Raw genomic sequence first — 22,202 nt, 5'->3', positions numbered from 1 at the left:
AACGGGCGGACAGGGTTCATGCCCCGGCCCGCCCGAAACGGAATCTATGCGTCCGGGAACATTTCCCCGGCCATTTCGCGCAACTTGTATTTCTGAATCTTGCCGCTGGCCGTCATGGGGTATGCCTCCATCATGGCCACGTATTTCGGGATCTTGTAGCGGGCGATCTTGCCCCGGCAATAGTCCTTGACGTCTTCGGGCTGAATGTCCTGCCCTTCCTCAAGGATGATGAACGCACCCACTTCCTCGCCGAAACGACCGCTGGGCACGCCGGCCACCTGCACGTCCTGCACGCCGGGCATGGTGTACAGGAACTCCTCGATCTCGCGGGGATAGATATTCTCGCCGCCGCGGATGATCATGTCCTTGAGCCGGCCGGTAATGGACAGGTAGCCGTCTTCGTCCATGACCCCCAGATCGCCGGAATGCAGCCAGTTGTCCCCGTCGATGGCCGCCTTGGTGGCCTCGGGATTATTGTAGTAGCCCTTCATGACGTTGTAGCCCCGGCAGCAAACCTCGCCCTGCTCGCCCGGAGCGCACTCCTTGCCGGTTTCCGGGTCCACCACGCGCACCTCGATCTCGGGCATGGGCGGCCCCACGGATTCGGTCATGTGCTTCATGCTGTCGCCGATCAGGGTCTGGCTCATGACCGGGCTGGCCTCGGTCAGGCCGTAGCAGATGGTGATCTCGGGCATGTGCATCTGGTCGATGACCTGCTTCATGACCTCCACCGGGCATGGCGAACCGGCCATGATGCCGGTGCGCAGGGAAGAGAAGTCGAACTTGTCAAAGGCCTTGTGCTGCAGGATGGCGATGAACATGGTGGGCACGCCGTACAGGGATGTGCAGCGCTCCTCCTCCACGGCAATCATGACCTGCATGGGATCGAAATCCTCGAGAATGACCATGGCGGTGCCGTGGTTCACGCAGGCCATCACCCCGAGCACGCAGCCGAAGCAATGGAACAGCGGCACGGTCAGACAGAGCCTGTCGTCGGCGGAATAGTTCATGTTCCTGCCGATCCAATAGCCGTTGTTGCCCACGTTGTAATGGGTCAGCTGCACGCCTTTGGGGAACCCGGTGGTTCCGGAGGTGTACTGCATGTTGACCACGTCGTGCGGGTCCAGCGAATCCTGCCGGGCAGCGTATTCGTCGTCGTCCACCATGGCGGACATGCCCATGACCTCGGGCATGGAGTACATGCCCCGGTGTTTTTCCGCACCGAGGAAAAAGACCCGCCTGAGGTGCGGGAACTTGGGACAACGCAGGTTGCCCCGCTCCTGAGTCCGCAGCTCCGGAATGAGTTCGTAGGTGGTGCTCAGGTAGTCGTGGTCGCGGTATTCCCCGATGATGACGAGGTTTTCGGATTCCGAGTTGTTGAGCAGATATTCAAGCTCGTGGGTGCGGTAATGGGTGTTGACCGTGAGCAGCACGGCCCCGATCTTGGCCGTGGCAAACTGCAGGGCCACCCAGTAAGGCACGTTGTTGGCCCAAACGGCCACCTTCTCGCCTTTCTTGATGCCCATCGCCATGAGCCCCTTGGCCAGGTCGTCCACCAGTTCGCCGAATTGGGACCAGGTGAGCCTGAAGTCGCGGTCCACGTAAATGACCGCGTCATTGTCCGGATATTTCTGAACGGTCTCGTCCAGAATCTGGCCGAGCGTAACGTTTCTGAGTGCTGATTCTGCCATGCTCCCCCCTTATTCCGGGAAGTAGAGCACCGCGTATATTTCACATTTTTCATCCCCGGCTGCGGAGACGTTGTGCGGTACTATGGAGTTGTAGTAGATGCTGTCGCCTGCCTCGAGGATGGTCTCTTCCCTGCCATAGGTCACGGACAACTGTCCGGACTTGACCAGGATGAATTCCTCGCCCTCATGGGAGGAAAGGCTCTTGTCCTTGCCGGATTCGGGCAGAATCTCGATGAAGAAGGGTTCCATGTGGCGGTCGGACTTGCCCTGTCCCAGCGGAAAATAGCGAAACGCGGCAGCATGGTCGCCGCCGTGCATGGTCAGCTCTTCCTGACGCTCGTCAAGACGGACCACAAGCGGATCGCGGGAGACCTGATCGTCCAGGAACGTCCCCAGACGGACTCCTAGGGCGCGTGCGATCTTGAGTAGCGGTCCGAGGGAAGGATACATGCCCTCCTCTTCCACCGCCTTGAGAAAATCGATTCCCAGGCCAGTGCGTTCGGCCATGGCTTCGAGCGTAAGATCCTGCTTTTCCCTGAAAGTCCTGATCCGTTTGCCAATCTTGTCCTGCATCAATGCGTCCTCCATTCTTTGCCCGAACCAGTCGGGGCGGGCTGCACTATTGCGGGATGCGAAAAAACGCCACAGCACGACAAATGAGCATGCTGAATGGCGGTTTCACCCCCCTTTTCACCTCTCTCGACCTTTGGCATGTACCCGAACCCGGCCCAAAAGTCACGAAATCCGAAGTCAAATACGCAAAACGTAATCACCGCAATGTAACCGAACAGCGGTTGCAAACTGCTCCTGGCCAGTGTTATGAAAAGACTTGATATTTTAATCCGAACCAAACCAATTCATATCTTACCGGAATGATTCCATGACCAGTGAAAACGTGGAAAAAGACGGCTCCGTCAATCTTGAACAGGAACAGGACAGCTTTGCCGTGCCCGAAACAGTAAACCGCACGCTGATTTCCGGTCTGTTCTCCTCGCAACAGGTGGACAAGGTGGGCACGGGCACCACCACGCGCAAGACCGTGAGCAAGACCTACTGGTTCTGCCAGGAACGCGAGGACGGCATCGTCGAGGTTCAGCCCCTGAATGTAAACAATATCCCGTCCGGACCAAAAAACGAAATCCCGCGCGAGGACCTCATCGCCAAGTTCAACCCGGAACCCGAATATTACCAGAAAGAGGTCTTCCCCAAGATCAAGGAGCTGAATTCCTCGCTCAAACGCGCCGAGGAACAGCGCAAGCAGGGCGCGCACTACAGTGCGGAATTCGAATTCCAGCAGGCCCTTTCCGTGGACGAGGAGAACGTGCGCGCCAACTTCGGACTGGGACTGACCTACATGGAACGGGGCGAAGCCAACAAGGCCAACGACATGTTCAAACGGCTGGTGGGGCTGGAAGCCGCCTTTACCCCGGAACACAAGCACCTGTTCAACGAATTCGGCATCAACCTGCGTAAATCCAACCTCTTCGATCAGGCCATCGAATACTACGGCAAGGCCATCGACACCGCGGAGAAACCGGACGAGAACCTGCACTACAACATGGCCCGCGCCTATTTCGGCAAAGGTGAAAAGGACCAGTGCGTAAAACAGCTTCAGGAAGCCCTGACCCTGAATCCGAACTTCGAAGAAGCCAATAAATTCCTTGAGTACCTGAATGACGCCGAGGCCACATGACCCTGCGTCTGCACGCCGTGACCTTTGCCTATCCGGATGCGCACCCGGTGCTGGAAAACGCGGACCTGACCATCGACACGGGTCAATTCCTGCTGGTCCGCGGAGCGTCCGGCGCGGGCAAATCCACGCTGCTGCGCCTGCTCTGTCGAATGGAGCTGCCTGTTTCCGGCCATTTGAGCCTTGACGAAACGCCCTACGAAGACATCGACCCCACAATCCTGCGTCGCCGCGTGGCCCATGTGCAACAGACCCCGACCCTGATTCAAGGCGCGGTGCGCGACAACCTGCTGCTCCCCTACCGGCTCAAGGCCAATGCGGACCTGCCCGTGCCGGACGAGGCGACCATGCGTGCGGCCATGGACGATTTTCTGCTGGAATCCGTGGACCTGGGCCACAATGCGGCCGACCTTTCCGTGGGGCAGGCCCAACGCGTCTGCCTGCTGCGCACCCTGTTGCTCTCGCCCGAGGTGCTGCTCATGGACGAACCCACCTCGGCACTGGACCCGGACAGTGCCAGCGTGGTGCTCGACGCAGCGCGCAAACAGCATGACAAGGGCACGACCGTGATACTGGTCTCCCATTCCGAAACCGTGCCGCACGGCATCACCGGCACCATCACCCTTGCCGACCGAAAGGCGGTGCTCGCATGAACGGCATCGCAGACATCGGCCCATGGCAACTGGCCCTGTGCCTCGTATTCACGCTCACGGCCGGAGCCGCGTCCATGGCCCATGGCCTCGGGCTGGGGCGCGACCTGCTCGTGGGCACGGTGCGCACCTTTGCCCAGCTTTTCCTCATGGGCTATGTGCTCAAGTTCGTGTTCCGGCTGGACATGGCCGCCCCGGTCATCGGCCTGTTCCTGATCATGGTGGGCGCGGCCACGCACATCATCCGGGGCAGGATCAAGCAAAAGAACATCCCCATCGCCCTGCCCACGTTCACAGCCATGTTCGTCAGCTATTTCGCCATGTCCGTGGTGGTCACGGGCGTGATCGTGGACGCGGACCCGTGGTGGAAACCGCAATATTTCATTCCGCTGGCCGGAATGATCGTGGGCAACGCCATGACGGCCATAGCCATTTCTCTGGAAAGACTCTTCTCGGACCTCAAGGCCCATCGCAACGAAGTGGAAATGCGGCTCGCGCTGGGGGCCACGCCCGCCGAGGCCTCCGACGGATTCGTTGCCGAGGCCATCCGCGCGGGCATGATTCCGTCCATCAACTCGCTCATGGGCGTGGGCATCGTGTTCCTGCCCGGCATGATGACCGGCCAGATTCTGGCCGGAGCCGACCCGCTGGTGTCCATCCGCTACCAGATCGTGGTCATGCTCATGCTCGTGGCCTCGGTGGCCGTGGGTTCGGTCATCGTGGTCCGGCTGGTGCGCAACCGCTGCTTTGGCAAGGCTCAGGAATTGCTGGTGCGCTAGCCTCCATTCCCGAACGCTTCGCACCCCTCCATGATGCAAATCGTCAGGCAATGAACCGCAGACCATGCCATTCAGAGCACGACAGATGAAAACCCATGCTGCGGGTTGGGACGCACGAATTTGACTTGCCAACTTTTTAAGAATGATTATCATCAAGCGATGAACAAAAACACATCCGACAACTGTATCCATATAGAAGGCGCCCGCCACCACAACCTCAAGGACCTGACCCTGGACATCCCCCGGGAACAACTGGTGGTTGTCTGCGGCCCGTCCGGTTCGGGCAAGTCCACGCTGGCGTTCGACATCGTCTATGCCGAAGGCCAGCGACGCTACGTGGAATCGCTTTCCGCCTATGCCCGCCAGTTCCTGCCGCAGATGGACAAACCGCAGGTGGACAGGGTGGAAGGGCTTTCCCCGGCCATTTCTCTGGAACAGCAGACCACCTCGCGCAACCCGCGCTCCACCGTGGGCACGGTCACGGAAATCTACGACTTTCTGCGCGTATTCTTTGCCCGGCTGGGCAAATTCCATTGCCCCAAGTGCGGCCTGGCCATCGAGGCCCAAACCACGGACCGCATCATCGACGACATCCTGTCCATGGAGCAGGGCACCAAATTCATGCTGCTGGCTCCCATGGCCGAGCACCAGAAGGGAACCCACAAGGACCTGCTGGCCCGGCTCAAAAAGGACGGCTTCGTGCGTGTGCGCGTGGATGGCGAGATCATGCTCGTGGACGACGTACCAGACCTTGAAAAAAACAAGAAACACACCGTCGAGCTGGTGGTGGACCGGCTGGTCATCAAGGACGGCGTGCGCAAGCGGCTCGGGGATTCCGTGGAGCTGGCCCTAAAATACGGCGAGGAACGCATCACCGTGGTGACCATGGGCGAAAACGGAACGGAACGGGCCATGAGCACCCTGTCCACCTGCCCGTCCTGCCGCATTTCCATGCCGAGGCTCACCCCGCAGCTCTTTTCGTTCAACAGCCCGCAGGGTGCCTGCTCGCAATGCAAGGGCATCGGGGCCGTGGACTATTTCGAGCCGGATCTGGTGGCCCCGAACAAGGGACTTTCCCTGAACAGGGGCGGCATCATCCCGTGGAAATCCGCCTACCGCCAGAAGCAATACGGCCCGCAACTGGCCACGCTGGGCAAGGAGTACGGATTCACGCTGGACACGCCCCTGGCCGAGTATTCCGAACAGGCGTGGGACGCCCTGTTCTTCGGCTGTGACAAGACCGGATGGCAGGGCGTGATCCCCATTCTCGAATACGGATTTCAGCAGTCGGACGTGTGGGATCACTGGCTGAGCACCTTCCGCCAGACCCGGCCCTGCCCCACCTGCGCGGGTGCGCGCCTGCGCCCGGAGACACTGGCCGTGCGCGTGCAGGACAAGAATATTTTCGAATTCGTGTCCATGTCCATCCGCCGTGCGCTGGGTTGGCTGGAAACGCTGGAATTCACGGGCCACGAGACCCTGATCGCCGAACCGCTGCTCAAGGAGTTGACCCATCGGCTGGGCTTCATGGTCAACGTGGGGTTGGACTATATCAACCTCGGCCGCAACATGGCCACGCTCTCGGGCGGCGAGGCACAGCGCATCCGTCTGGCGTCGCAGCTCGGCTCCGGGCTGGTGGGCGTGACCTACGTGCTGGACGAACCCAGCATCGGCCTGCACCCGCGGGACAACGAACGCCTGCTCCAGACCCTGCGCTCGCTACAGGGCCGGGGCAACACCGTATTGGTCGTGGAGCACGACGAACCCACCATCCGCCACGCGGACCACGTCATCGAACTGGGGCCGAACTCCGGCATGCTGGGCGGTGAAATCGTGTTTCAGGGGCCAGTGAAAAAACTGCTCAAATCCGATTCGCTGACCGGCAAATATTTGCGCGGGGACATGCGCATCGACATCCCCACAGAGCGGCGCACGGCCACCGGGCACATCTCGCTCAAGAACGTGACCACCAACAACCTCAAGGGCATGGACGTGGACATTCCGCTGGGCGTGCTCACCTGCGTGACCGGTGTTTCCGGGTCGGGCAAGAGCTCGCTGGTGGTGGATTCGCTGTACAAGCACCTGCAACTGCACATGGGCACGCGGGCCGACAACCCCGGCACCATCGGCGGCATCGAGGGGCTGGAACAGGTGGAAAAGGTCATCTCCATCGACCAGACGCCCATCGGCCGCACCCCGCGTTCCAACCCGGCCACCTACACCAAGATATTCGATGAAATCCGCAAGCTGTTCGCGGGTTCCAAGGAAGGCAAAAAGCGCGGCTACAAGCCGGGCCGGTTCAGCTTCAACGTCAAGGGCGGCCGCTGCGAGGCCTGCCGGGGCGACGGCCAGATCAAGATCGAAATGCACTTTCTGCCGGACGTGTACGTGACCTGCGACACCTGCAAGGGCAAACGCTACAACGCCCAGACCCTTGAAGTGACCTACCGTGAAAAGAACATCGCCGAAGTGCTGGACATGACCGTGCGGCAGGCCAAGGCGTTCTTCGAGCACCACCCGGGCCTTGCCCGCAGGCTGACCGTGCTGGAACAGGTGGGGCTGGAATACCTGCACCTCGGCCAGCCCGCCACCACGCTCTCGGGCGGCGAGGCCCAGCGCATCAAGATCAGCCGGGAACTGGGCAAACGCAGCCTGCCCGGCGCGCTCTACATTCTGGACGAACCCACCACCGGCCTGCACATGCACGAGGTGGGCAAGCTCATCCGCGTGCTGCATCAGCTTGTGGACAAGGGTGCCACGGTGGTGGTCATCGAGCACAACACGGACGTGATCATGAGCTCGGACCACGTCATCGACCTCGGACCGGGCGGCGGCGAGCACGGCGGCGAGATCGTGGCCTCGGGCACCCCAGAACAGATTCTGGCCGACCCGAACTCCGTGACCGGCCGGTTCCTCAACACCTAACCGCTATTTTCGAGGCCACGGACCGGGCGTATCCACCTTGCCCGGTTTTCCGGGCCACGGAGAAGGCGGCGTAATCCCTGGAACTTCTCCCGGCGGCGGAAACAACGGCGGCACGGGCTGTGGCACTGCGGGTTTTTTCCGGGGCGGCTCAGGCTTTTCCCGTGGGGGTTCTGGCTGTTCAGCAGGAGAATCCCCGTCCTCCCCGGCCATGACCGGAACAAAAAAGACGTCCGGGGGCAGTTCTTGGCAAACCTGTGCGAAACACTGGTCCCGCAAACGCTTTCCGGGGCTGAATCCCGCCTCGCAGTCGCAAAGGCAGCGCCGTCTGTCTATGCACGACTCCAGTTCGGCAGCGTGTTTTTCCGTGTATCTCCCGGTGGAACGCACGGAACGGATGATGCGGTCCAGATCCTCCTCATATTCCATGTACTGAACGACCAGACCGTGACTCGCCCTAATCTTGGCCTGCATACCCAGAAGAGGATGCACGGCGGCAGCGATCGACGCCAGCCCGCTGGTCAGCACCCAGGCATATTTTCCCAAAGGGGACTGCCAGATGAACCAGCCGGAAACAGCGGACGACGGAGCCGCCACGAGCATGAATATCTGAATAAACCGATCCCTGCGCTCGTATTTGGTCCTGATGGCCGTATACACCTTCTTGCTGAAACGAACGTCCCGAAACTTGTTATACAAATCCCATACGGATTCACTCGAGGTCATGACGGCTTCCTCCGTTTATACTAGCAGCCCGCCCCGGCGAGACTTCATAGGCCAAGCTATACCATATTCTCATACAAAGAAAAGCCGCCATGCCCAAAAAACCGACCGGACGGTTCCTCAAGCAGGATTGAAACAGCGTCTAAACATGTTGCGCACAGGGCGAAAAACGCCGTATGAACAGGGCATATACAAACAACCTTTTTCGGAGGCATCATGAAAACCCTGTGCACGACCCTGCTCCTGTGCCTGTTCCTGTTGGCGGCAACCGGATGCGGCTCCAAATCCTATCAGGTGAAAACCACGGACGGCGACGTCTACACCACGAGCGAGCAGCCCGAATACGATAAGAAGTCCCAGACCTATTCCTTTGAAAACGAAAAAGGCATGGCCGTGACCATCAAGCGCGAAGACCTCAAGGTCATCGAAGAAGTGAAATAGAGTTGTAACGAAATCTAATGGGCGGCCACGGCCGCCCCATGATACGATACCGCCATGATACGCAAATGGTTCGACAGCATTCGCAAACGGCTCCGCCCGGAACACCGCAAGCGCAGCCGCGTGCACATGGGCATCGAGGCCTTCATCGAGGCGGACGGCGTGGTCACGCCCGTGGTCACCAGCAACCTGAGCATGAACGGCGCCCTGTGCCGCGGGCTGGAAACCTTTGAATCCGGCCTTGCCTGCTCGCTGATCATCCCGCTGGCTTCGGGCGTACGCATTGCCATCGAGGGCGAAATAGTCCGCACCACCGAGCAGGGAACCGCCATCCGCTTCCGGTCCATGGGGCCGGAAAGCTTCACCCACCTGCGACGCATGGTGGAACTCAATGCCCGGGACGCGGACCGCATTGAAAACGAGCTGCGCGGCCGCTCGTCCTGACCCGGGCGCTGCGCCCGAAAAAACGCCCCAGGCAAATACTTCCCTCCCCACACTACCGCTAACAACTCAAGATACATAAAGATTTCTTTGGCACGACCTTTGAATAAAACAGAGCCAAGGAGTCTACCATGCAAAACATTCCGTATCTCGAGGACATGAATTTTCCGCAAAGCGCCCCGAAACTGGCCAAGAAAGTGGCCGGTGATGCTCGCGACGCCAAGGATACGTTCTCGGAACTGGTCGAAAAGCAGTCGAACCAGCAAGCGCCCGAAGCGGACCTGAACAAGGCCCACCGGGACGAACTGTTTGACGAGATATTCGAACAGCACGATGCGCTCGTGGACAAGGAACTGGCCACGGCTCCGGTCTCCACGGATTCCCACATGCACGAGGCCGCACCGGAAGTCGCTTCCAACTCCACGCCCAAAACCGCGGAACCTCTCGAACCCGCGGAAAAGTCCGTGCATGAAGAACCCGAAACCGCTCCCGAAGACGAACGCATGACCGAGGATGACCTTGAGGAAATGCGTGACGACCTTGAAGAATACGGGCTGAGCGAATCCGAAATTCAGGAAATCGAAGAACAGATCAACAGTGAAGAAGGCCTGACCTGGGGCGAATTCACGCAGCAGCTTGAAAACAGGATCAAGGAAAACAGCAAGGTCGAACTTTCCGACGATCAGCAAAAGGAACTCGCATCCTTCCTGGGCAAGCTCGGCTTCACCGAAAAGGAATCCGCCAAGCTCATGAAGCAATTCATGAACGGTGAAGGCTCCGAGGCCATGCAGGCCATTGCCCAAAAGCTGGAGACCCTGCCCGAAAACAAGAAGCTTCTGCTCACCAAGGGCGAGGTGGAATCCTTTGCCGCGGCAGTGAACGCGTCCGAGGAATTCACCGCGGACATCAAGAAGCTGCTGGGCAAGGAAGCCCTGCCCAAGGACGTCAAGGAAGCCTTTTCACTGATTCGCCAGGACATGGCCGACAACGAAGCAAAGAACGCCAAGCTGGTCCGGGCCGTGGGCAAGACGCTTTCCAAGGTCATGGGCAAGGAACTGCGCGAATCCTCGGCAGCAGCTGAAACCGGCGGAACGTCCGACCTCTGGGAACGGGTGGCCAACGAAGCACGCACGCTCATGGCCGAAGCCGAAACCCGGAACGTCCGCAATGAAAATGCCCATGCTCGGCATGGAGCCAAACACGCTGAAAACCCCGTGGCACAGGCGGCTGCCGAGACGCAGAACAGCAAGGCTGCGGGCGAAAACCCGGGACAGACCGTGCGCCAGGTCGCCAAGGACCAAGGCGAAGCAGCCGGACAGCAGGCTGTCAATGACCGGCAACAACAAAATGACAACGGTCGCCAGCAGTCCGCAAACGGACAGAAGGACAATCCCGCGGGCCAATCCATGAACCCGGCACGGCAGTCCGCACAACGCGATCCCGGCTCCAACCAGCCTTTCATGGAAAAAGACGCCTACAACGCCGATAACGCGAAAAAGGCTTTCACCGACAAGCTTCGCGGGGACGACGGAGCCGCTGTGCGCGACGCTTCGGGCGTCAAGGCCGGCAACAAGGCCGCCGATGCGGCCCGGACCCTGATTGCCGAACATGCCGGGCACGGCACGGAAGCCAAGGCCAAGGCCGAAAGCGCATGGGAAAAAATTTCCGCTCCCAAGGTCATGAAGCAGGTAACCGATGCCGCCTTCAAGAACCTCGGACAGGGCAAAAAGCAGCTGACCCTGAATCTCAAGCCCGTGGAACTGGGTGCCGTGCGGGTCATCCTGCAGGTGGACGGCAAGGAAGTGAACGCCACATTGCGCGCGGAAAACGCCGATGCGGCCAAGGTCATTTCCGACAACATCGAGATGCTGAAGCAAAGCCTTGAAAATCAGGGTCTTAAGGTCAACAAGCTCGACGTTCAGACCGGTCTTGCCGACAACAGTTCCCAGCAGAACTGGCACGGAGAACAGCAGCACAACCTGGCCCGCGAACGCGAAGCCATGAGCCGCATGCGGGAAAGAATGCGCAATCTTCGCTCCGCCGACGGCAACTTGGCCCGCAACATGCAAAATATGAATACAACGGCAAATACTGCCGATCAGGGTTTACACGTCGTCGCATAATTAGGGATGCGGCGGCACCGCCAGCCGGAGTTTAGGGACCGGCGGGCGAACATTTTTTCAAACTGACACAGCGGATCACATGTCCCCCGGGGACCAACCGGCCATACATGGCCGACATCCCGGCACCACACGGATCCGCATTGGGGAAGAAGGTCATGGCATACTCAGCAGCAGGATACATTTTGGGAGGACATGAACAGTACCTCGCCGAATCCAATGCTCCGTCACAAAAGAAAAACATGGATCAGGATTCGTTTCTGACCCTGCTGGTCGCCCAACTCACCCATCAGGACCCCATGAACCCCATGGAAGACACGGACATGACCGGCCAGCTCGCCCAATTCTCCAGTCTTGAACAGCTCACCAGCATCAACGACGGCATCGGCAACCTGGCCACTGGCCAGAACCGCACGGACATGCTCAATGCGGTCAGCTTCATCGGCAAGAACGTCAAGGCCAAGGGCTACAATGTGGCCATCGACGACGGCACGGTCAGCACCATTCATTACGGCGTGGGCGAAGCCGTGGCCGGGGTCAAGGTCAACATCTATGACGGCGACGGCGCCATTGTCCGCACCGTGGAAATCGGAGCCAAGCAGCCCGGCACCTACGAGTTCGAGTGGGACGGCCGCAACGACAAGGGCACACAGCTCCCGGACGGAACCTACAGCGTGGGTATCCTCGGCGAAGACCTCAACGGCAAGCCGGTCATGATCCAGACGGAAGTTTCGGGCGAAGTCTCGGGCATCGTGCAGGAAAACGGCCAGAGCTACCTGCGCCTCAAGGACGGCCGCTACATCAACTTCGCCAACGTCACCGAAGTGGTCAATACCAACGAAATCGATACCGGATCCGACACGGATTCGGACACGGATTCCGAAACAGATACGGACGCTTAGCGGCAACAGCCGCCATGCACATACAAGGCATCAGGGTAATCAGCTTGTCGCCCCGAAGACCGGAACGGCCCGGCGCATCATCTTAGGGGTAAGGGAGAACGCCGACAACGGCTCCCGGAAAACGGAACGACAGGCACAAATTGGAGAAGAGATCAGGAGGTACATCATGGGTTTGTCATCATCATTATACTCCGGAATCACCGGACTTACCGCCCACGGTGAAAAGATGACGGTTATCGGCAACAACCTCGCCAACGTCAACACCACCGGCTACAAGGGCGCCAACATGTATTTCGAGGACTTCGTGAGCCAGGACGTGGCCACGGCCGCCGGAATAGGACAGGTGGGACGCGGCGTGCGCGTTGCGGCCATCTATGCCGACTTCGGGCAGGGCTCGCTGGAAACAACCACCGAATCCACGGACATGGCCATTTCGGGCGACGGATTCTTCACGGTCTCGCCCAAGGGGCTCGACCAGCAGTACTACACCCGCGCAGGCATCTTCCGCTTCGACAACGACGGCTACCTCGTGGATCCCCACGGCTACCCCGTGCAGGGCTGGGAAGTGGAACAGGCTTCGGCCAGCGTGGCCACAGCCACCAGCACGGAACTGAACACCGGCAACAGCGGTCCCAGAATCATCGGTACGCCCACGGACATCCGGCTGGAAAACTTCCAGTCTCCGCCCAAGGCCACCTCGCAGGTGTCCATGGTCACCAACCTGGACCCGTCCATGACCAGCCGGTCCAACAATTCAGCTGCACCCTACTTTGCGCTCATGCAGAACTGGGACGGCTCCGAGGAACCGCCCCTGGCCGGCGGCAACTATTCCTATTCAAGCACCGTCAAGGTTTTCGACGACGTGGGCGCGGCCCACAACATGACCGTGTATTTCGACCAGGTGACCCTGTCCAACGCGGGCGGCGACACTGTATGGGAATACATCGTGACCATCGATCCGGAAGAAGACCAGCGCAGGCTCTCCGGCGCGGACGGCAACCTGACCACCCTGGCCGGGACCTCGGCTGCCGGTCTGCTCATGACCGGAACCATGACATTCCGCACCGGCCAGCTCGTGGGCATGAGTTCCTTCACCCTGCAATCCAACGGCGGCGTGAACGGCGGGTCCATGGCCCTGGAATCCTGGCAGCTGGCGGATTTCTCCACACAGGGATATCCGGTGCTGACCGCCAACTTCCTGGGCCGCTCCAATGCGAGTTCCACTGCTCAGGACGACGCCACGCTCATGGAAATCAACTTCGGCCTGCGCTGCACCGACCTGACCAGCAACGGCACCGGCGGCGTCACCGCAGGATGGGGTTCCGTTACCCCGCCCCTGGCACTCACGGCAGCCGACGTGGCCAACACCATTTCCAATACCGGCATCCTGCCGTCCTTCAAGGATACGGAAATCAGCGCACTGGCCACCCAGAGCTACGACACCGGCGGATCGTCCACCCTGTTCCAGAACCAGGACGGTTACTCCGCAGGTGTGCTCCAGGGGGTCTCGGTTTCGCGCGACGGCATCCTCACGGGACGCTATTCCAACGGCCAGTCCATTGAACTCTACTCGCTGACCCTGGCTACCTTCACGGACAAATGGCACCTGCGCCGCGAGGGCGGGAACCTGTTCTCCGCCACCAACGAATCCGGACCGGCCCTGACCGGCCAGGCCGGAGACCAGGGCAAGGGAACCGTGGACGGCAACTCGCTTGAAGTGTCCAATGTGGACATGGGCAACGAGTTCGTGAAGATGATCACCACGCAGCGCGGCTTCCAGGCCAACACCAAGGTGATCACCTCGACGGATTCCATGCTCGGCGAAGTCATCGCCATGAAACGCTAGGTAGCGCACTGAAATGACCCGAATGGAGCTTGCTGAATACAAACCCTGACATGTAAGACTCCTTCTCCAATGCCCGCTTCCACGCCGCCCCGCGTGGGAGCACGAAAGAAAAGCCCCCTGCCGGATATTTCCGGCAGGGGGCTTCTTCAATGATTGATCCCAACAACGTGCACAGGCGTCCGCGCACGACGACTGCCGGATACCTGTGTGGGCGACACGCCTATTTCGCGAATCGCAACGTGCACCAGCCTCCTGCAAACCGCGATCCGGACTTCCCGGCCTGTACGGCCACCGCCTGCCGTTGACCGCCGCAATACCTTTTCCGCGCTGCGGCCTGAATGACTGCCGCCACGGGCCGCACGCGCACAGACGCGCCTGGGAATATTTTTCTCGTTCATGCGCCAAGCCTATGACGCAACGCGGAAAAACACGGCCATCCTCCTTGTTCCCGCCTCTTTTCTAGACTTTATTTAAACAGATATTGCGTTGATATTTATTAATAAAACTTAATTGGCACATATGATGCTTAACACAGTCCAAATGGATTTGTAGCATCAACAAGGAGGTTTACTGATGTCTCTCGTAATCAACCACAACATGATGGCAATGAATGCCAGCAGAAACTTGAATGCCTCATACGGCAGCCTGGCAACGTCTACCCGGCGGCTGTCTTCGGGCCTTCGCGTGGGCACGGCAGCGGACGACGCCGCAGGTCTGGCCATTCGCGAACTCATGCGTTCGGAAATTTCTTCCATCCATCAGGGCGTGCGCAACGCAAACGACGCCATCTCCATGATCCAGACCGCTGACGGCGCTCTGCAGGTCATCGACGAAAAGCTCGTGCGCATGAAGGAACTGGCAATGCAGGCCGCGACCGGTACGTACAACTCCGACCAGCGTCTGATCATCGACTCCGAATATCAGGCCATGGCCTCGGAAGTTTCGCGTATCGCCAACTCCACGGACTTCAACGGCATCTATCTGCTCAACGGCAACCTGTCCGGTCAGATATCCGACCACGAAGGCACCGTGCTGGCTCCCAGCGGACCGATCAAGATCCACTTCGGAACCGGCAACGATTCGTCCGAGGACTACTACTACATCGCCATCCAGACCGCCACGGCTTCGGGCCTTGGACTGGGGCACGCCGCAGGCACCAAGGTGGCCGCAGACGGTTCGGCCCTGAGCTTTGCACAGGCCAACGCGGGCAAGACCGTTTCCACGCAGGGAATGGCCCAGACCGCCATGGACGCCATCAACCAGGCCATCATTTCCAAGGACAAGATTCGCGCAAACCTGGGTTCGCTGCAGAACAGGCTGGAAAACACCATTACCAACCTGCAGATTCAGGCAGAAAACCTTCAGGCAGCGGAATCGCGCATTTCCGACGTGGACGTTGCCACGGAAATGACCGAATTCGTCCGCCAGCAGATTCTGACGCAATCCGCTGTCGCCATGCTGGCGCAGGCCAACTCCCTGCCGCGTATGGCCATGCAGCTCATCGGCGGCTAGGGCTGACGGGAAAGAAAGGGATTTGGGACATCAGGAACCGGATCGGCGCTCAAGCGCCATCCGGCTCCTGATGTCCTGGCTTTTGGGTTCCAAGCAGTTCAAGGGCCTTTCTGGCCGCATTCTGCTCGGCTTTTTTCACGCTGGTGCCGCTGGCTTCAAACCCGGATTCGTCGGGCAGGGTCACCCGCACTTCAAACACCTTTTCATGCTCCGGACCTTCCGTGCCGGTCAGCACATACACAGGCCGGGCCTGAAACAGTCGCTGGGTCTCTTCCTGCAGGCGGCTCTTGTAGTCCTTGGCCTCGCGCATGACCGTGTTCTCGGGCCAGCGGTCGCTGAAGATTCCGGCCACCACGCGCTTGGCGTTCTCAAAACCGCTGTCCAGAAAGACAGCGCCGATCACGGCCTCGAACACATCGGAAAGCAGTGAATCGCGTTCGCGTCCGCCCTGCATGTCTTCACCCCGTCCCAGCAGGAGATAACGGTCCAGCCCCAGGCCCCTGGCTATGGACGCCAGACTTTTTTCCTTGACCAGATTGGAGCGGATTCGCGTCAGATGCCCCTCGGGCACGAGCGGATACCGTTTGTACGCCTCTTCGGAAATACACAACTCCAAAACAGCATCCCCGAGAAACTCCAAACGCTCGTTATTGCCCTCGCAGCCCTGCTCATTGGCATAGGAGCTGTGGGTAAGCGCCAGATGCAGGAGCTTGACTTGGGAAAAGCGATGGTGAATACATTGCTCTAGTTCAACGGTGTCCATAAACTCTCCAAAATCAGGTCGTAATGCAGTCCGTAGACAAATTCGAACCACTTTTCAGGCCGCAATCCATTGCGGTTGTCGGCGCTTCCCGAAAAAAACACAAGCTCGGTCACGTCATCACGGCCAATATTGTCGGCGCAGGGTATAAAGGCAAGCTGTATCCCGTCAATCCCGCAGGCGGAGAAATACTCGGACAAACGGTATACGCCTCCTGCGCGGACCTGCCCGAAGCACCGGACCTGGGCATCGTCATTGTCCCGCGCGACCGTGTGCTGCGCTCGCTGGTGGAGCTTGGCCGGGCCGGAGCCGGGGCCGTGCTGATCATCACCGCAGGATTCAGGGAGACCGGACGGGAAGGGTTCGAACTGGAACAGGAAATGGCCAACATCGCCACACGCTGGGGTTTCGTGCTCATGGGACCCAACAGCCTCGGCCTGATCAATACCGGACACCACCTGAACGCTTCCATTGCCGCCCAGGTACCGCCGCAGGGGAACATAGGATTCTTTTCCCAGTCCGGCGCGCTCTGTTCCGCCATCCTCGACTGGGCCATGGGCGAAAAGCTCGGCTTCTCCAAATTCCTGAGCCTCGGCAACAAGGCGGGCATTTCCGAAGCCGACGCGCTGGAAGCCATGGCAGACGATCCGGGCACCTCGGTCATCATCGGCTATCTGGAATCCCTGGAAAACGGTCGCGAATTCATGCGCGTGGCGCAAAAGGTCACGGAAAAAAAACCCGTGATCATGATCAAGGCAGGCACCACGCAGGCGGGCGCACGGGCCACGTCCAGCCACACGGGCTCGGTCAGCGGCTCCATCGAGGCCTGCAGGGCTGCCTTTGCCCAATCCGGCATCATTCAGGTGGACGACATCGAATCCCTGTTCGATCTTGCCCGCGCCTTTTCCTGCCAGCCGCTCCCCCAGGGGCACAACCTCACGGTGATAACCAATTCGGGCGGACCGGGCATTCTGGCGGCCGACGCCTGCGAGCTTTCCGGGCTGCACCTGGCCACGCCGGCGTCGCAGACCATAACCGCCCTGCGCGCGGCCCTGCCCGCATACGCCTCGCTGTACAACCCCATCGACATCATCGGAGACGCCGGGGCCGACCGCTACCGCGCCACGCTCGAAGCCGTGGTGGACGATGACATGACCCATGCGGTCATGGTGGTGCTCACACCCACGGCCTCGGCACAGATAACCGAAACCGCACAAGCGGTCATCGACGTGGCCGAAACTTCGGACAAACCCATGTTCGCCTGTTTCATGGGCGACAGCCGCGTGAGCCCGGGCAGGGACATGTTGCTGGACGCAGGCATTCCCTGCTACGCCTATCCGGAGCCGGCCGTACGGGCGCTTTCGGCCATGGTGCGCCAACAGCGCTGGCAAAACCGCCCGTGGCCCGTGGAAGTATGTTTCCGCCGCGACAAGGGCAAGGCCGAAAGGCTGGTGCGCAACGCTCTGGAAATCCATCTGCCCGAACTGCGGCAGGCGCAGGCCTTTGAAATGGCCATGGCCTACGAACTGCCCGTGCCGGAATCCAAGCTGGCCCGCACCAGCGACCAGGCGGCCAGAGCAGCCAAGAAAATCGGCTACCCGGTGGCGCTCAAGATCGTGTCCCCGCACATTGACCGGCGCAGCGGACTGGATGCGGTAGCCCTGAATCTCGAAACCCCGCAACAGGTGCGCAGCGCGTTCCGGGACATCACCAGCCGCGTCATGCGGTTGCGTCCCGGCGCATACATTACCGGCTGTCTGGTGCAGTCCATGGGTCCGGCCAACGCCCGCGAAGTCAAGATACGTCTTCGCCAGGACCCGCAGTTCGGCCCCATGGTGGGTTTTTCCATGGCCGGCCCGGCCGCGGACATACTCGGGGACGAAGCATGGAGACTGGCACCGCTGACCCTGCAGGACGCTCAGGAGATCGTGCGCGAAATCCGCTCCTACCCGTTGCTCAGGGGCGTGCGAGGCCAGCCGCCGGTGAATTTCGGAGCGCTTGAGGACATGGTCATGACGGTATCACAGATGGCAGACGATTTTCCCAACATCCGGGAAGCGGAGCTGAATCCGGTACTTGTGGATGAATATGGGGCCCTGGTGGCCGACCTGCGCTTGACCGTAGGCTGATTTTTACGCAAAAGTTTCCAAAAGAGGAGGAAGGCATGCCCGGTCTCTACATAGGATCGACCACCGGCTATTCGGGAAAGAACATGATCGTCATGGGGCTCGGCCTCAAATTCCAGAAGGAAGGCTACAACGTGGGCTACATGAAGCCCGTGGGAGCCATGCCCGTGGAGGTGGACGGCAAACTCGGGGACGACGACGCCCTGTTCGTGCAGGACGTGCTCGGACTGGATCAGGACCCGGAAAAAGTCACCCCGGTGGTGGTTACGCAGGATTTCAAGGTCAAGGCGTTCTCCGGCAAGATGGACGGGCTGACCGACACCATTGCCGAAAATTACGAAGCCCTTTCCAAGGACCGGGACGTGACCCTTGTGGCCGGGTCCGGCTCCATGTACTCGGGCAAGTACTGCGACACGGATGCGGTCACCGTGGTCAAGCGCCTCGGAATCAAGACCGTGATCATCGACCGCTTTGAAAAAGAGCTCAAATACGACTATCTGGCGGTGATGAAGGAAGCCCTCGGGGACAACCTCATCGGCGTGGTGCTCAACGACGTCCCGCCCCATTTCATGGACGAGGTCAACCAGCTGCTGGCCCCGTTCCTCAAAAGCCGGGGCATCAACGTGCTGGGCGTCATCCCGCGCGACCCGCTCATGGGCGCCATCAAGGTGGGCGATCTGGCCGAACGCCTGGGCGGCAAGATCATCTCCGCGCACAACAAGGCGGACCGCGTGGTGGAAAGTTTCCTCATCGGCACCATGCAGGTGGAGAACTTCATGACCCACTTCCGCAAGAAAAAGAATTCCGCCATCATCGTGGGCGGCGACCGCTCCGACGTGCAGCTGGTGGCTCTGGAAGGCGACTGCCCCTGTCTGGTGCTCACCGGCAACCTCTATCCCAACGACATCATCCTGACCCGCTCCGAGGTGCTGGAAACCCCGATCATCATGGTGCGCGAAGACACCTACTCCGTGGCCAAGAAAATGGACTCCATCCTTTCGCGGCACAAGCTGCGCGATGCCATCAAGATCAAGCAGGGCGCCGACCTCGTGGCCAACAACATCGATTTCAAGTTCCTGGAAAAGGAACTGGGCCTGAAAAAATAGCCTCTCCCTCTGCCGCAGACAACGAGGCCGACCCGATCAAACGGGTCGGCCTTTTTTGCACCGTCACCGTCATTGCCTCGGCGGAAAAGGCAGGATAGTCTCGCCGGACCATGCATGAAAAAAGCCTGACCACGCTTCCCATCCCCGGATTGATCCGCAGCATCGCCATTCCCGCGAGCGTGGGCTTCTTTTTCAACACCATGTACAACGTGGTGGACACATGGTTCGCGGGCCTCATCGGCACCGAGGCACAGGCCGCACTCAGTCTTGCCCTGCCCGTATTCTTCATCATCATAGCCGTGGGCTCGGGTATCCAGACCGGCTCCATGGCCCTGATCGGCGGGGCCCTGGGCGCGAAAAAAAACGACGAGGCCCGCCTGTTCGTGGTGCAGACCGTGAGCTTCGGCCTCGTTTCCAGCGTGCTGCTGGGCTTCTTCGGCATCCGCTTCGCGCCCGTGCTGTTCGGAATCATGGGCGCCCACGGTCCGTACCTGGACACCTGCATGGCCTACATGACGCCCATTTTCATGGGCGCTCCCGCGTTCCTGCTCGTATTCATGTTCAATGCCACGCTGCAGGCCACGGGCGACACCCGGACCATGCGCAATTTCCTGATTGCGGGCGCCGTGCTCAACTGCGTGCTGGACCCGTGGTTCATCTTCGGCGGGCTGGGCGTCCCGGCCATGGGCGTTTCCGGCGTGGCCTGGGCCACCGTGGTCATCCAGTGCATCGGCAGCGCGTACCTTTTGTACAAGGCCCGGCGCACCGGATTGCTGTGCACGGCCAGAGGGCGAAACCTGATTCCGCGGCCCACGCTGTTTCTGGACATAGCCCGGCAGGGCTTTCCGGCCACCCTGAACTTTCTGACCATCGGCATGGGCATGTTCGTGGTCAACGCCTTTATCAGCGATTTCGGGCAGCAGGCCGTGGCCGCTTACGGCGTGGCCATGCGCGTGGAACAGGTGGCCTTCATGCCCGGCATCGGCCTGAACGTGGCGGCCCTGTCCATCGTGGCCCAGAACCACGGGGCCGGAAACGTCGACCGCATCCGCGAGACCATGCTCACCTGCATCAAATACGGGGCATGGGTCATGCTGCCCGTGGCGGTTCCGGTCATCGCCTTTGCGCGGCCCCTCATGAACATATTCACCGCAGACCAGACCGTGGCCGACATGGGCGCCGCGTATCTGCGCATCGACGCCCTGATCTTCCTCGGCTACATCATCATCTTCGTATGCACGTCCGCGCTTCAGGGCATGAAACGGCCCGCATTCGCGGTCTGGCTGGGCCTGTGGCGGCAATTTGCCGCGCCCATCCTGTTTTTCTGGGTCTGTACGGACCTCCTGCACCTCGGTCTGACTTCTGTTTGGTGGTCGATTTTCGCCATTACCTGGAGCTCGGCGGCCATAGCCTACCGATATGCCGACACAAACATCAAAAGACTTGGGGCATGACCCGCGCCGTGCAACGAAAAACCACGAATTCGTACCCGAAAAAACCTTGACTTGCAGGCCCACATCCTTACCTTGAGGCCTCGGAGCGAGGCATGAAAACGATATTGACCCTCTGCGCGGGATTCTGCGCAACACTTACGGCCATCATGGCCTTCCCGGCCGACGCCATGGCCTGGGGACCGGGCGCACATCTGGCCATCGGCCAGTTTGCGCTAGACAACCTGCACCTTTTTCCGGCCCTGCTCGCACAAAACCTGTTCCGCCATTCAACGGCCTTTCTCTATGGCTGCCTGAGCGCCGACATCTTCATCGGCAAGGGCACCCGCTTCAAACCCGGGCACAGCCACAACTGGGAAACCGGCCTTACCCTGATGGAATCCGCCCGCGACCCGCGCACCAAGGCCTATGCCCGGGGCTATCTGACCCATCTTGCCGCGGACGTGGTGGCCCACAACTATTTTGTGCCCAACATGCTCTGGAACATGCCCTACGGGGGCAAGGCGAGCCATGTGTACGTGGAAATGCAGGCGGACCTGAAAATCGACTGGAACCCGCGCACCGCGCTCAAGCTTTTTCGCACACCCAGCAGGCGGCAGGAAGGCGCCTTGCTCTCGGCCACAGCCCAACGCCGCTGGACCTTCCTGATCAAGAAACGATTGATGATGGGCAGCCTGAACCTGTGCACGCGCAAGACATGGGACCAGTCGCTGGGAATCGCGGAGCGCGTGCAGCCATGGGCGCAGGCGCACGATTACCTTGAAGACATGCTGGACCTGGCCACGCGGGCGGCCATGGACGTGCTTGTTTCGCCTGCCGAAACAGCGGCCCGGTCATTCGACCCCATCGGCAGCCGCAACCTTGACCGCGTGCGCGGCCTGCGCACACGAAAGCTGCGCCGCCGCACCACCACGAGATTCCTTTTTCCGACACCCGCCGAACTCGCGGCCCTGCCTGTCAGGGCAACCGCCACCACCCGCTACGCCAAGGCGCAGGGACAATAGTATTCTAAAATCATTCTCATAATTCACCGAGGGTGCTATCC

General features: G+C 60.2%; 19 protein-coding genes. 15 read left to right on the top strand and 4 right to left on the bottom strand.

What is annotated here, in order from left to right; translation table 11 throughout:
- Nucleotides 1-44 precede the first annotated feature (44 nt).
- Both F8A88_RS14785 and F8A88_RS14780 read right to left on the bottom strand, forming a co-directional pair.
- The gene (locus tag F8A88_RS14785; protein WP_151151954.1) at nt 45-1,691 is read right to left on the bottom strand and encodes an AMP-binding protein; all 1,647 of its coding nucleotides are present in this window, start codon (nt 1,689-1,691) and stop codon (nt 45-47) included.
- 9 nt (nt 1,692-1,700) lie between these two features.
- Complete coding sequence (locus tag F8A88_RS14780; protein ID WP_194163294.1) at nt 1,701-2,264, bottom strand: helix-turn-helix domain-containing protein; 564 nt, start codon at nt 2,262-2,264, stop codon at nt 1,701-1,703.
- Between the two features lie 307 nt (nt 2,265-2,571).
- Between F8A88_RS14780 and F8A88_RS14775 the strand changes: the two genes are divergently transcribed.
- The 4 genes from F8A88_RS14775 (at nt 2,572) to uvrA (ending at nt 7,735) form a co-directional block, all read left to right on the top strand.
- Entirely contained in the window at nt 2,572-3,384 is an 813-nt protein-coding gene (locus tag F8A88_RS14775) for a tetratricopeptide repeat protein (RefSeq protein ID WP_151151953.1), read from the top strand.
- A complete protein-coding gene (locus F8A88_RS14770; RefSeq protein WP_151151952.1) occupies nt 3,381-4,034 on the top strand; it encodes an ABC transporter ATP-binding protein in 654 nt (217 codons plus the stop codon). Before F8A88_RS14775 ends, F8A88_RS14770 begins: the two co-directional genes overlap by 4 nt.
- Nucleotides 4,031-4,810 carry an ABC transporter permease gene (locus F8A88_RS14765; RefSeq protein WP_151151951.1) on the top strand — a complete coding sequence of 260 codons (780 nt, stop codon included), beginning with the start codon at nt 4,031-4,033 and terminating at the stop codon, nt 4,808-4,810. Before F8A88_RS14770 ends, F8A88_RS14765 begins: the two co-directional genes overlap by 4 nt.
- Nucleotides 4,811-4,969: 159 nt before the next feature.
- Complete coding sequence (uvrA, locus tag F8A88_RS14760; RefSeq protein ID WP_151151950.1) at nt 4,970-7,735, top strand: excinuclease ABC subunit UvrA; 2,766 nt, start codon at nt 4,970-4,972, stop codon at nt 7,733-7,735.
- A 3-nt stretch (nt 7,736-7,738) separates the two neighbouring features.
- On the opposite strand, the gene F8A88_RS14755 is transcribed toward uvrA, so the two are convergent.
- Complete coding sequence (locus tag F8A88_RS14755; RefSeq protein WP_151151949.1) at nt 7,739-8,458, bottom strand: hypothetical protein; 720 nt, start codon at nt 8,456-8,458, stop codon at nt 7,739-7,741.
- 213 nt (nt 8,459-8,671) lie between these two features.
- Here F8A88_RS14755 and F8A88_RS14750 point away from each other — a divergent pair, with 213 nt between their 5' ends.
- The 7 genes from F8A88_RS14750 to F8A88_RS14725 all read left to right on the top strand — a co-directional run bounded on the left by F8A88_RS14750 (nt 8,672) and on the right by F8A88_RS14725 (nt 15,714).
- Nucleotides 8,672-8,896: a YgdI/YgdR family lipoprotein gene (locus tag F8A88_RS14750; protein WP_151151948.1), complete on the top strand. Its 225-nt coding sequence runs from the start codon at nt 8,672-8,674 to the stop codon at nt 8,894-8,896.
- A gap of 54 nt (nt 8,897-8,950) precedes the next feature.
- Nucleotides 8,951-9,337, top strand: a complete 387-nt coding sequence (locus tag F8A88_RS14745) for a PilZ domain-containing protein (protein WP_151151947.1) — start codon at nt 8,951-8,953, stop codon at nt 9,335-9,337.
- 128 nt (nt 9,338-9,465) lie between these two features.
- Nucleotides 9,466-11,457, top strand: a complete 1,992-nt coding sequence (locus tag F8A88_RS14740) for a flagellar hook-length control protein FliK (RefSeq protein WP_151151946.1) — start codon at nt 9,466-9,468, stop codon at nt 11,455-11,457.
- Nucleotides 11,458-11,612: 155 nt separating this feature from the next.
- Nucleotides 11,613-12,356, top strand: coding sequence for a flagellar hook assembly protein FlgD (locus tag F8A88_RS14735; protein WP_151151945.1), 744 nt, complete (start codon nt 11,613-11,615; stop codon nt 12,354-12,356).
- 166 nt (nt 12,357-12,522) lie between these two features.
- Nucleotides 12,523-14,202 carry a flagellar hook protein FlgE gene (locus F8A88_RS14730; RefSeq protein ID WP_151151944.1) on the top strand — a complete coding sequence of 560 codons (1,680 nt, stop codon included), beginning with the start codon at nt 12,523-12,525 and terminating at the stop codon, nt 14,200-14,202.
- Nucleotides 14,203-14,351: 149 nt separating this feature from the next.
- Nucleotides 14,352-14,507 carry a hypothetical protein gene (locus tag F8A88_RS15800; protein WP_161598439.1) on the top strand — a complete coding sequence of 52 codons (156 nt, stop codon included), beginning with the start codon at nt 14,352-14,354 and terminating at the stop codon, nt 14,505-14,507.
- A gap of 268 nt (nt 14,508-14,775) precedes the next feature.
- A complete protein-coding gene (locus F8A88_RS14725) occupies nt 14,776-15,714 on the top strand; it encodes a flagellin N-terminal helical domain-containing protein (RefSeq protein WP_151151943.1) in 939 nt (312 codons plus the stop codon).
- A gap of 49 nt (nt 15,715-15,763) precedes the next feature.
- Here F8A88_RS14725 and rnc read toward each other — a convergent pair whose 3' ends face one another.
- A complete protein-coding gene (gene rnc, locus F8A88_RS14720) occupies nt 15,764-16,477 on the bottom strand; it encodes a ribonuclease III (RefSeq protein WP_151151942.1) in 714 nt (237 codons plus the stop codon).
- A 23-nt stretch (nt 16,478-16,500) separates the two neighbouring features.
- Between rnc and F8A88_RS14715 the strand changes: the two genes are divergently transcribed.
- The 4 genes from F8A88_RS14715 to F8A88_RS14700 all read left to right on the top strand — a co-directional run bounded on the left by F8A88_RS14715 (nt 16,501) and on the right by F8A88_RS14700 (nt 22,161).
- On the top strand, nt 16,501-18,603 hold the full coding sequence (locus F8A88_RS14715) for an acetate--CoA ligase family protein (RefSeq protein ID WP_151151941.1): 2,103 nt from the start codon (nt 16,501-16,503) through the stop codon (nt 18,601-18,603).
- Nucleotides 18,604-18,638: 35 nt separating this feature from the next.
- Nucleotides 18,639-19,706: a phosphotransacetylase family protein gene (locus tag F8A88_RS14710; protein WP_151151940.1), complete on the top strand. Its 1,068-nt coding sequence runs from the start codon at nt 18,639-18,641 to the stop codon at nt 19,704-19,706.
- Between the two features lie 110 nt (nt 19,707-19,816).
- Nucleotides 19,817-21,160: an MATE family efflux transporter gene (locus F8A88_RS14705; protein WP_151151939.1), complete on the top strand. Its 1,344-nt coding sequence runs from the start codon at nt 19,817-19,819 to the stop codon at nt 21,158-21,160.
- Nucleotides 21,161-21,252: 92 nt separating this feature from the next.
- Nucleotides 21,253-22,161, top strand: coding sequence for a zinc dependent phospholipase C family protein (locus tag F8A88_RS14700; RefSeq protein ID WP_151151938.1), 909 nt, complete (start codon nt 21,253-21,255; stop codon nt 22,159-22,161).
- Nucleotides 22,162-22,202: the final 41 nt, after the last annotated feature.

The organism is Pseudodesulfovibrio senegalensis (assembly GCF_008830225.1).
GTDB classification, from domain to species: Bacteria; Desulfobacterota; Desulfovibrionia; order Desulfovibrionales; family Desulfovibrionaceae; genus Pseudodesulfovibrio; species Pseudodesulfovibrio senegalensis.
Note: the sequence above shows the minus strand (reverse complement) of the source record. Positions and strands in the feature narration are given on the sequence as shown.

Bases quoted from the DNA above. Each gene is read 5' to 3' on its own strand.
- F8A88_RS14785 (WP_151151954.1), bottom strand. From the start codon at position 1,691: ATGGCAGAATCAGCACTCAGAAACGTTACGCTCGGCCAGATTCTGGAC.
- F8A88_RS14780 (WP_194163294.1), bottom strand. From the start codon at position 2,264: ATGCAGGACAAGATTGGCAAACGGATCAGGACTTTCAGGGAAAAGCAG.
- F8A88_RS14775 (WP_151151953.1), top strand. From the start codon at position 2,572: ATGACCAGTGAAAACGTGGAAAAAGACGGCTCCGTCAATCTTGAACAG.
- F8A88_RS14770 (WP_151151952.1), top strand. From the start codon at position 3,381: ATGACCCTGCGTCTGCACGCCGTGACCTTTGCCTATCCGGATGCGCAC.
- F8A88_RS14765 (WP_151151951.1), top strand. From the start codon at position 4,031: ATGAACGGCATCGCAGACATCGGCCCATGGCAACTGGCCCTGTGCCTC.
- uvrA (WP_151151950.1), top strand. From the start codon at position 4,970: ATGAACAAAAACACATCCGACAACTGTATCCATATAGAAGGCGCCCGC.
- F8A88_RS14755 (WP_151151949.1), bottom strand. From the start codon at position 8,458: ATGACCTCGAGTGAATCCGTATGGGATTTGTATAACAAGTTTCGGGAC.
- F8A88_RS14750 (WP_151151948.1), top strand. From the start codon at position 8,672: ATGAAAACCCTGTGCACGACCCTGCTCCTGTGCCTGTTCCTGTTGGCG.
- F8A88_RS14745 (WP_151151947.1), top strand. From the start codon at position 8,951: ATGATACGCAAATGGTTCGACAGCATTCGCAAACGGCTCCGCCCGGAA.
- F8A88_RS14740 (WP_151151946.1), top strand. From the start codon at position 9,466: ATGCAAAACATTCCGTATCTCGAGGACATGAATTTTCCGCAAAGCGCC.
- F8A88_RS14735 (WP_151151945.1), top strand. From the start codon at position 11,613: ATGGCATACTCAGCAGCAGGATACATTTTGGGAGGACATGAACAGTAC.
- F8A88_RS14730 (WP_151151944.1), top strand. From the start codon at position 12,523: ATGGGTTTGTCATCATCATTATACTCCGGAATCACCGGACTTACCGCC.
- F8A88_RS15800 (WP_161598439.1), top strand. From the start codon at position 14,352: ATGATTGATCCCAACAACGTGCACAGGCGTCCGCGCACGACGACTGCC.
- F8A88_RS14725 (WP_151151943.1), top strand. From the start codon at position 14,776: ATGTCTCTCGTAATCAACCACAACATGATGGCAATGAATGCCAGCAGA.
- rnc (WP_151151942.1), bottom strand. From the start codon at position 16,477: ATGGACACCGTTGAACTAGAGCAATGTATTCACCATCGCTTTTCCCAA.
- F8A88_RS14715 (WP_151151941.1), top strand. From the start codon at position 16,501: ATGCAGTCCGTAGACAAATTCGAACCACTTTTCAGGCCGCAATCCATT.
- F8A88_RS14710 (WP_151151940.1), top strand. From the start codon at position 18,639: ATGCCCGGTCTCTACATAGGATCGACCACCGGCTATTCGGGAAAGAAC.
- F8A88_RS14705 (WP_151151939.1), top strand. From the start codon at position 19,817: ATGCATGAAAAAAGCCTGACCACGCTTCCCATCCCCGGATTGATCCGC.
- F8A88_RS14700 (WP_151151938.1), top strand. From the start codon at position 21,253: ATGAAAACGATATTGACCCTCTGCGCGGGATTCTGCGCAACACTTACG.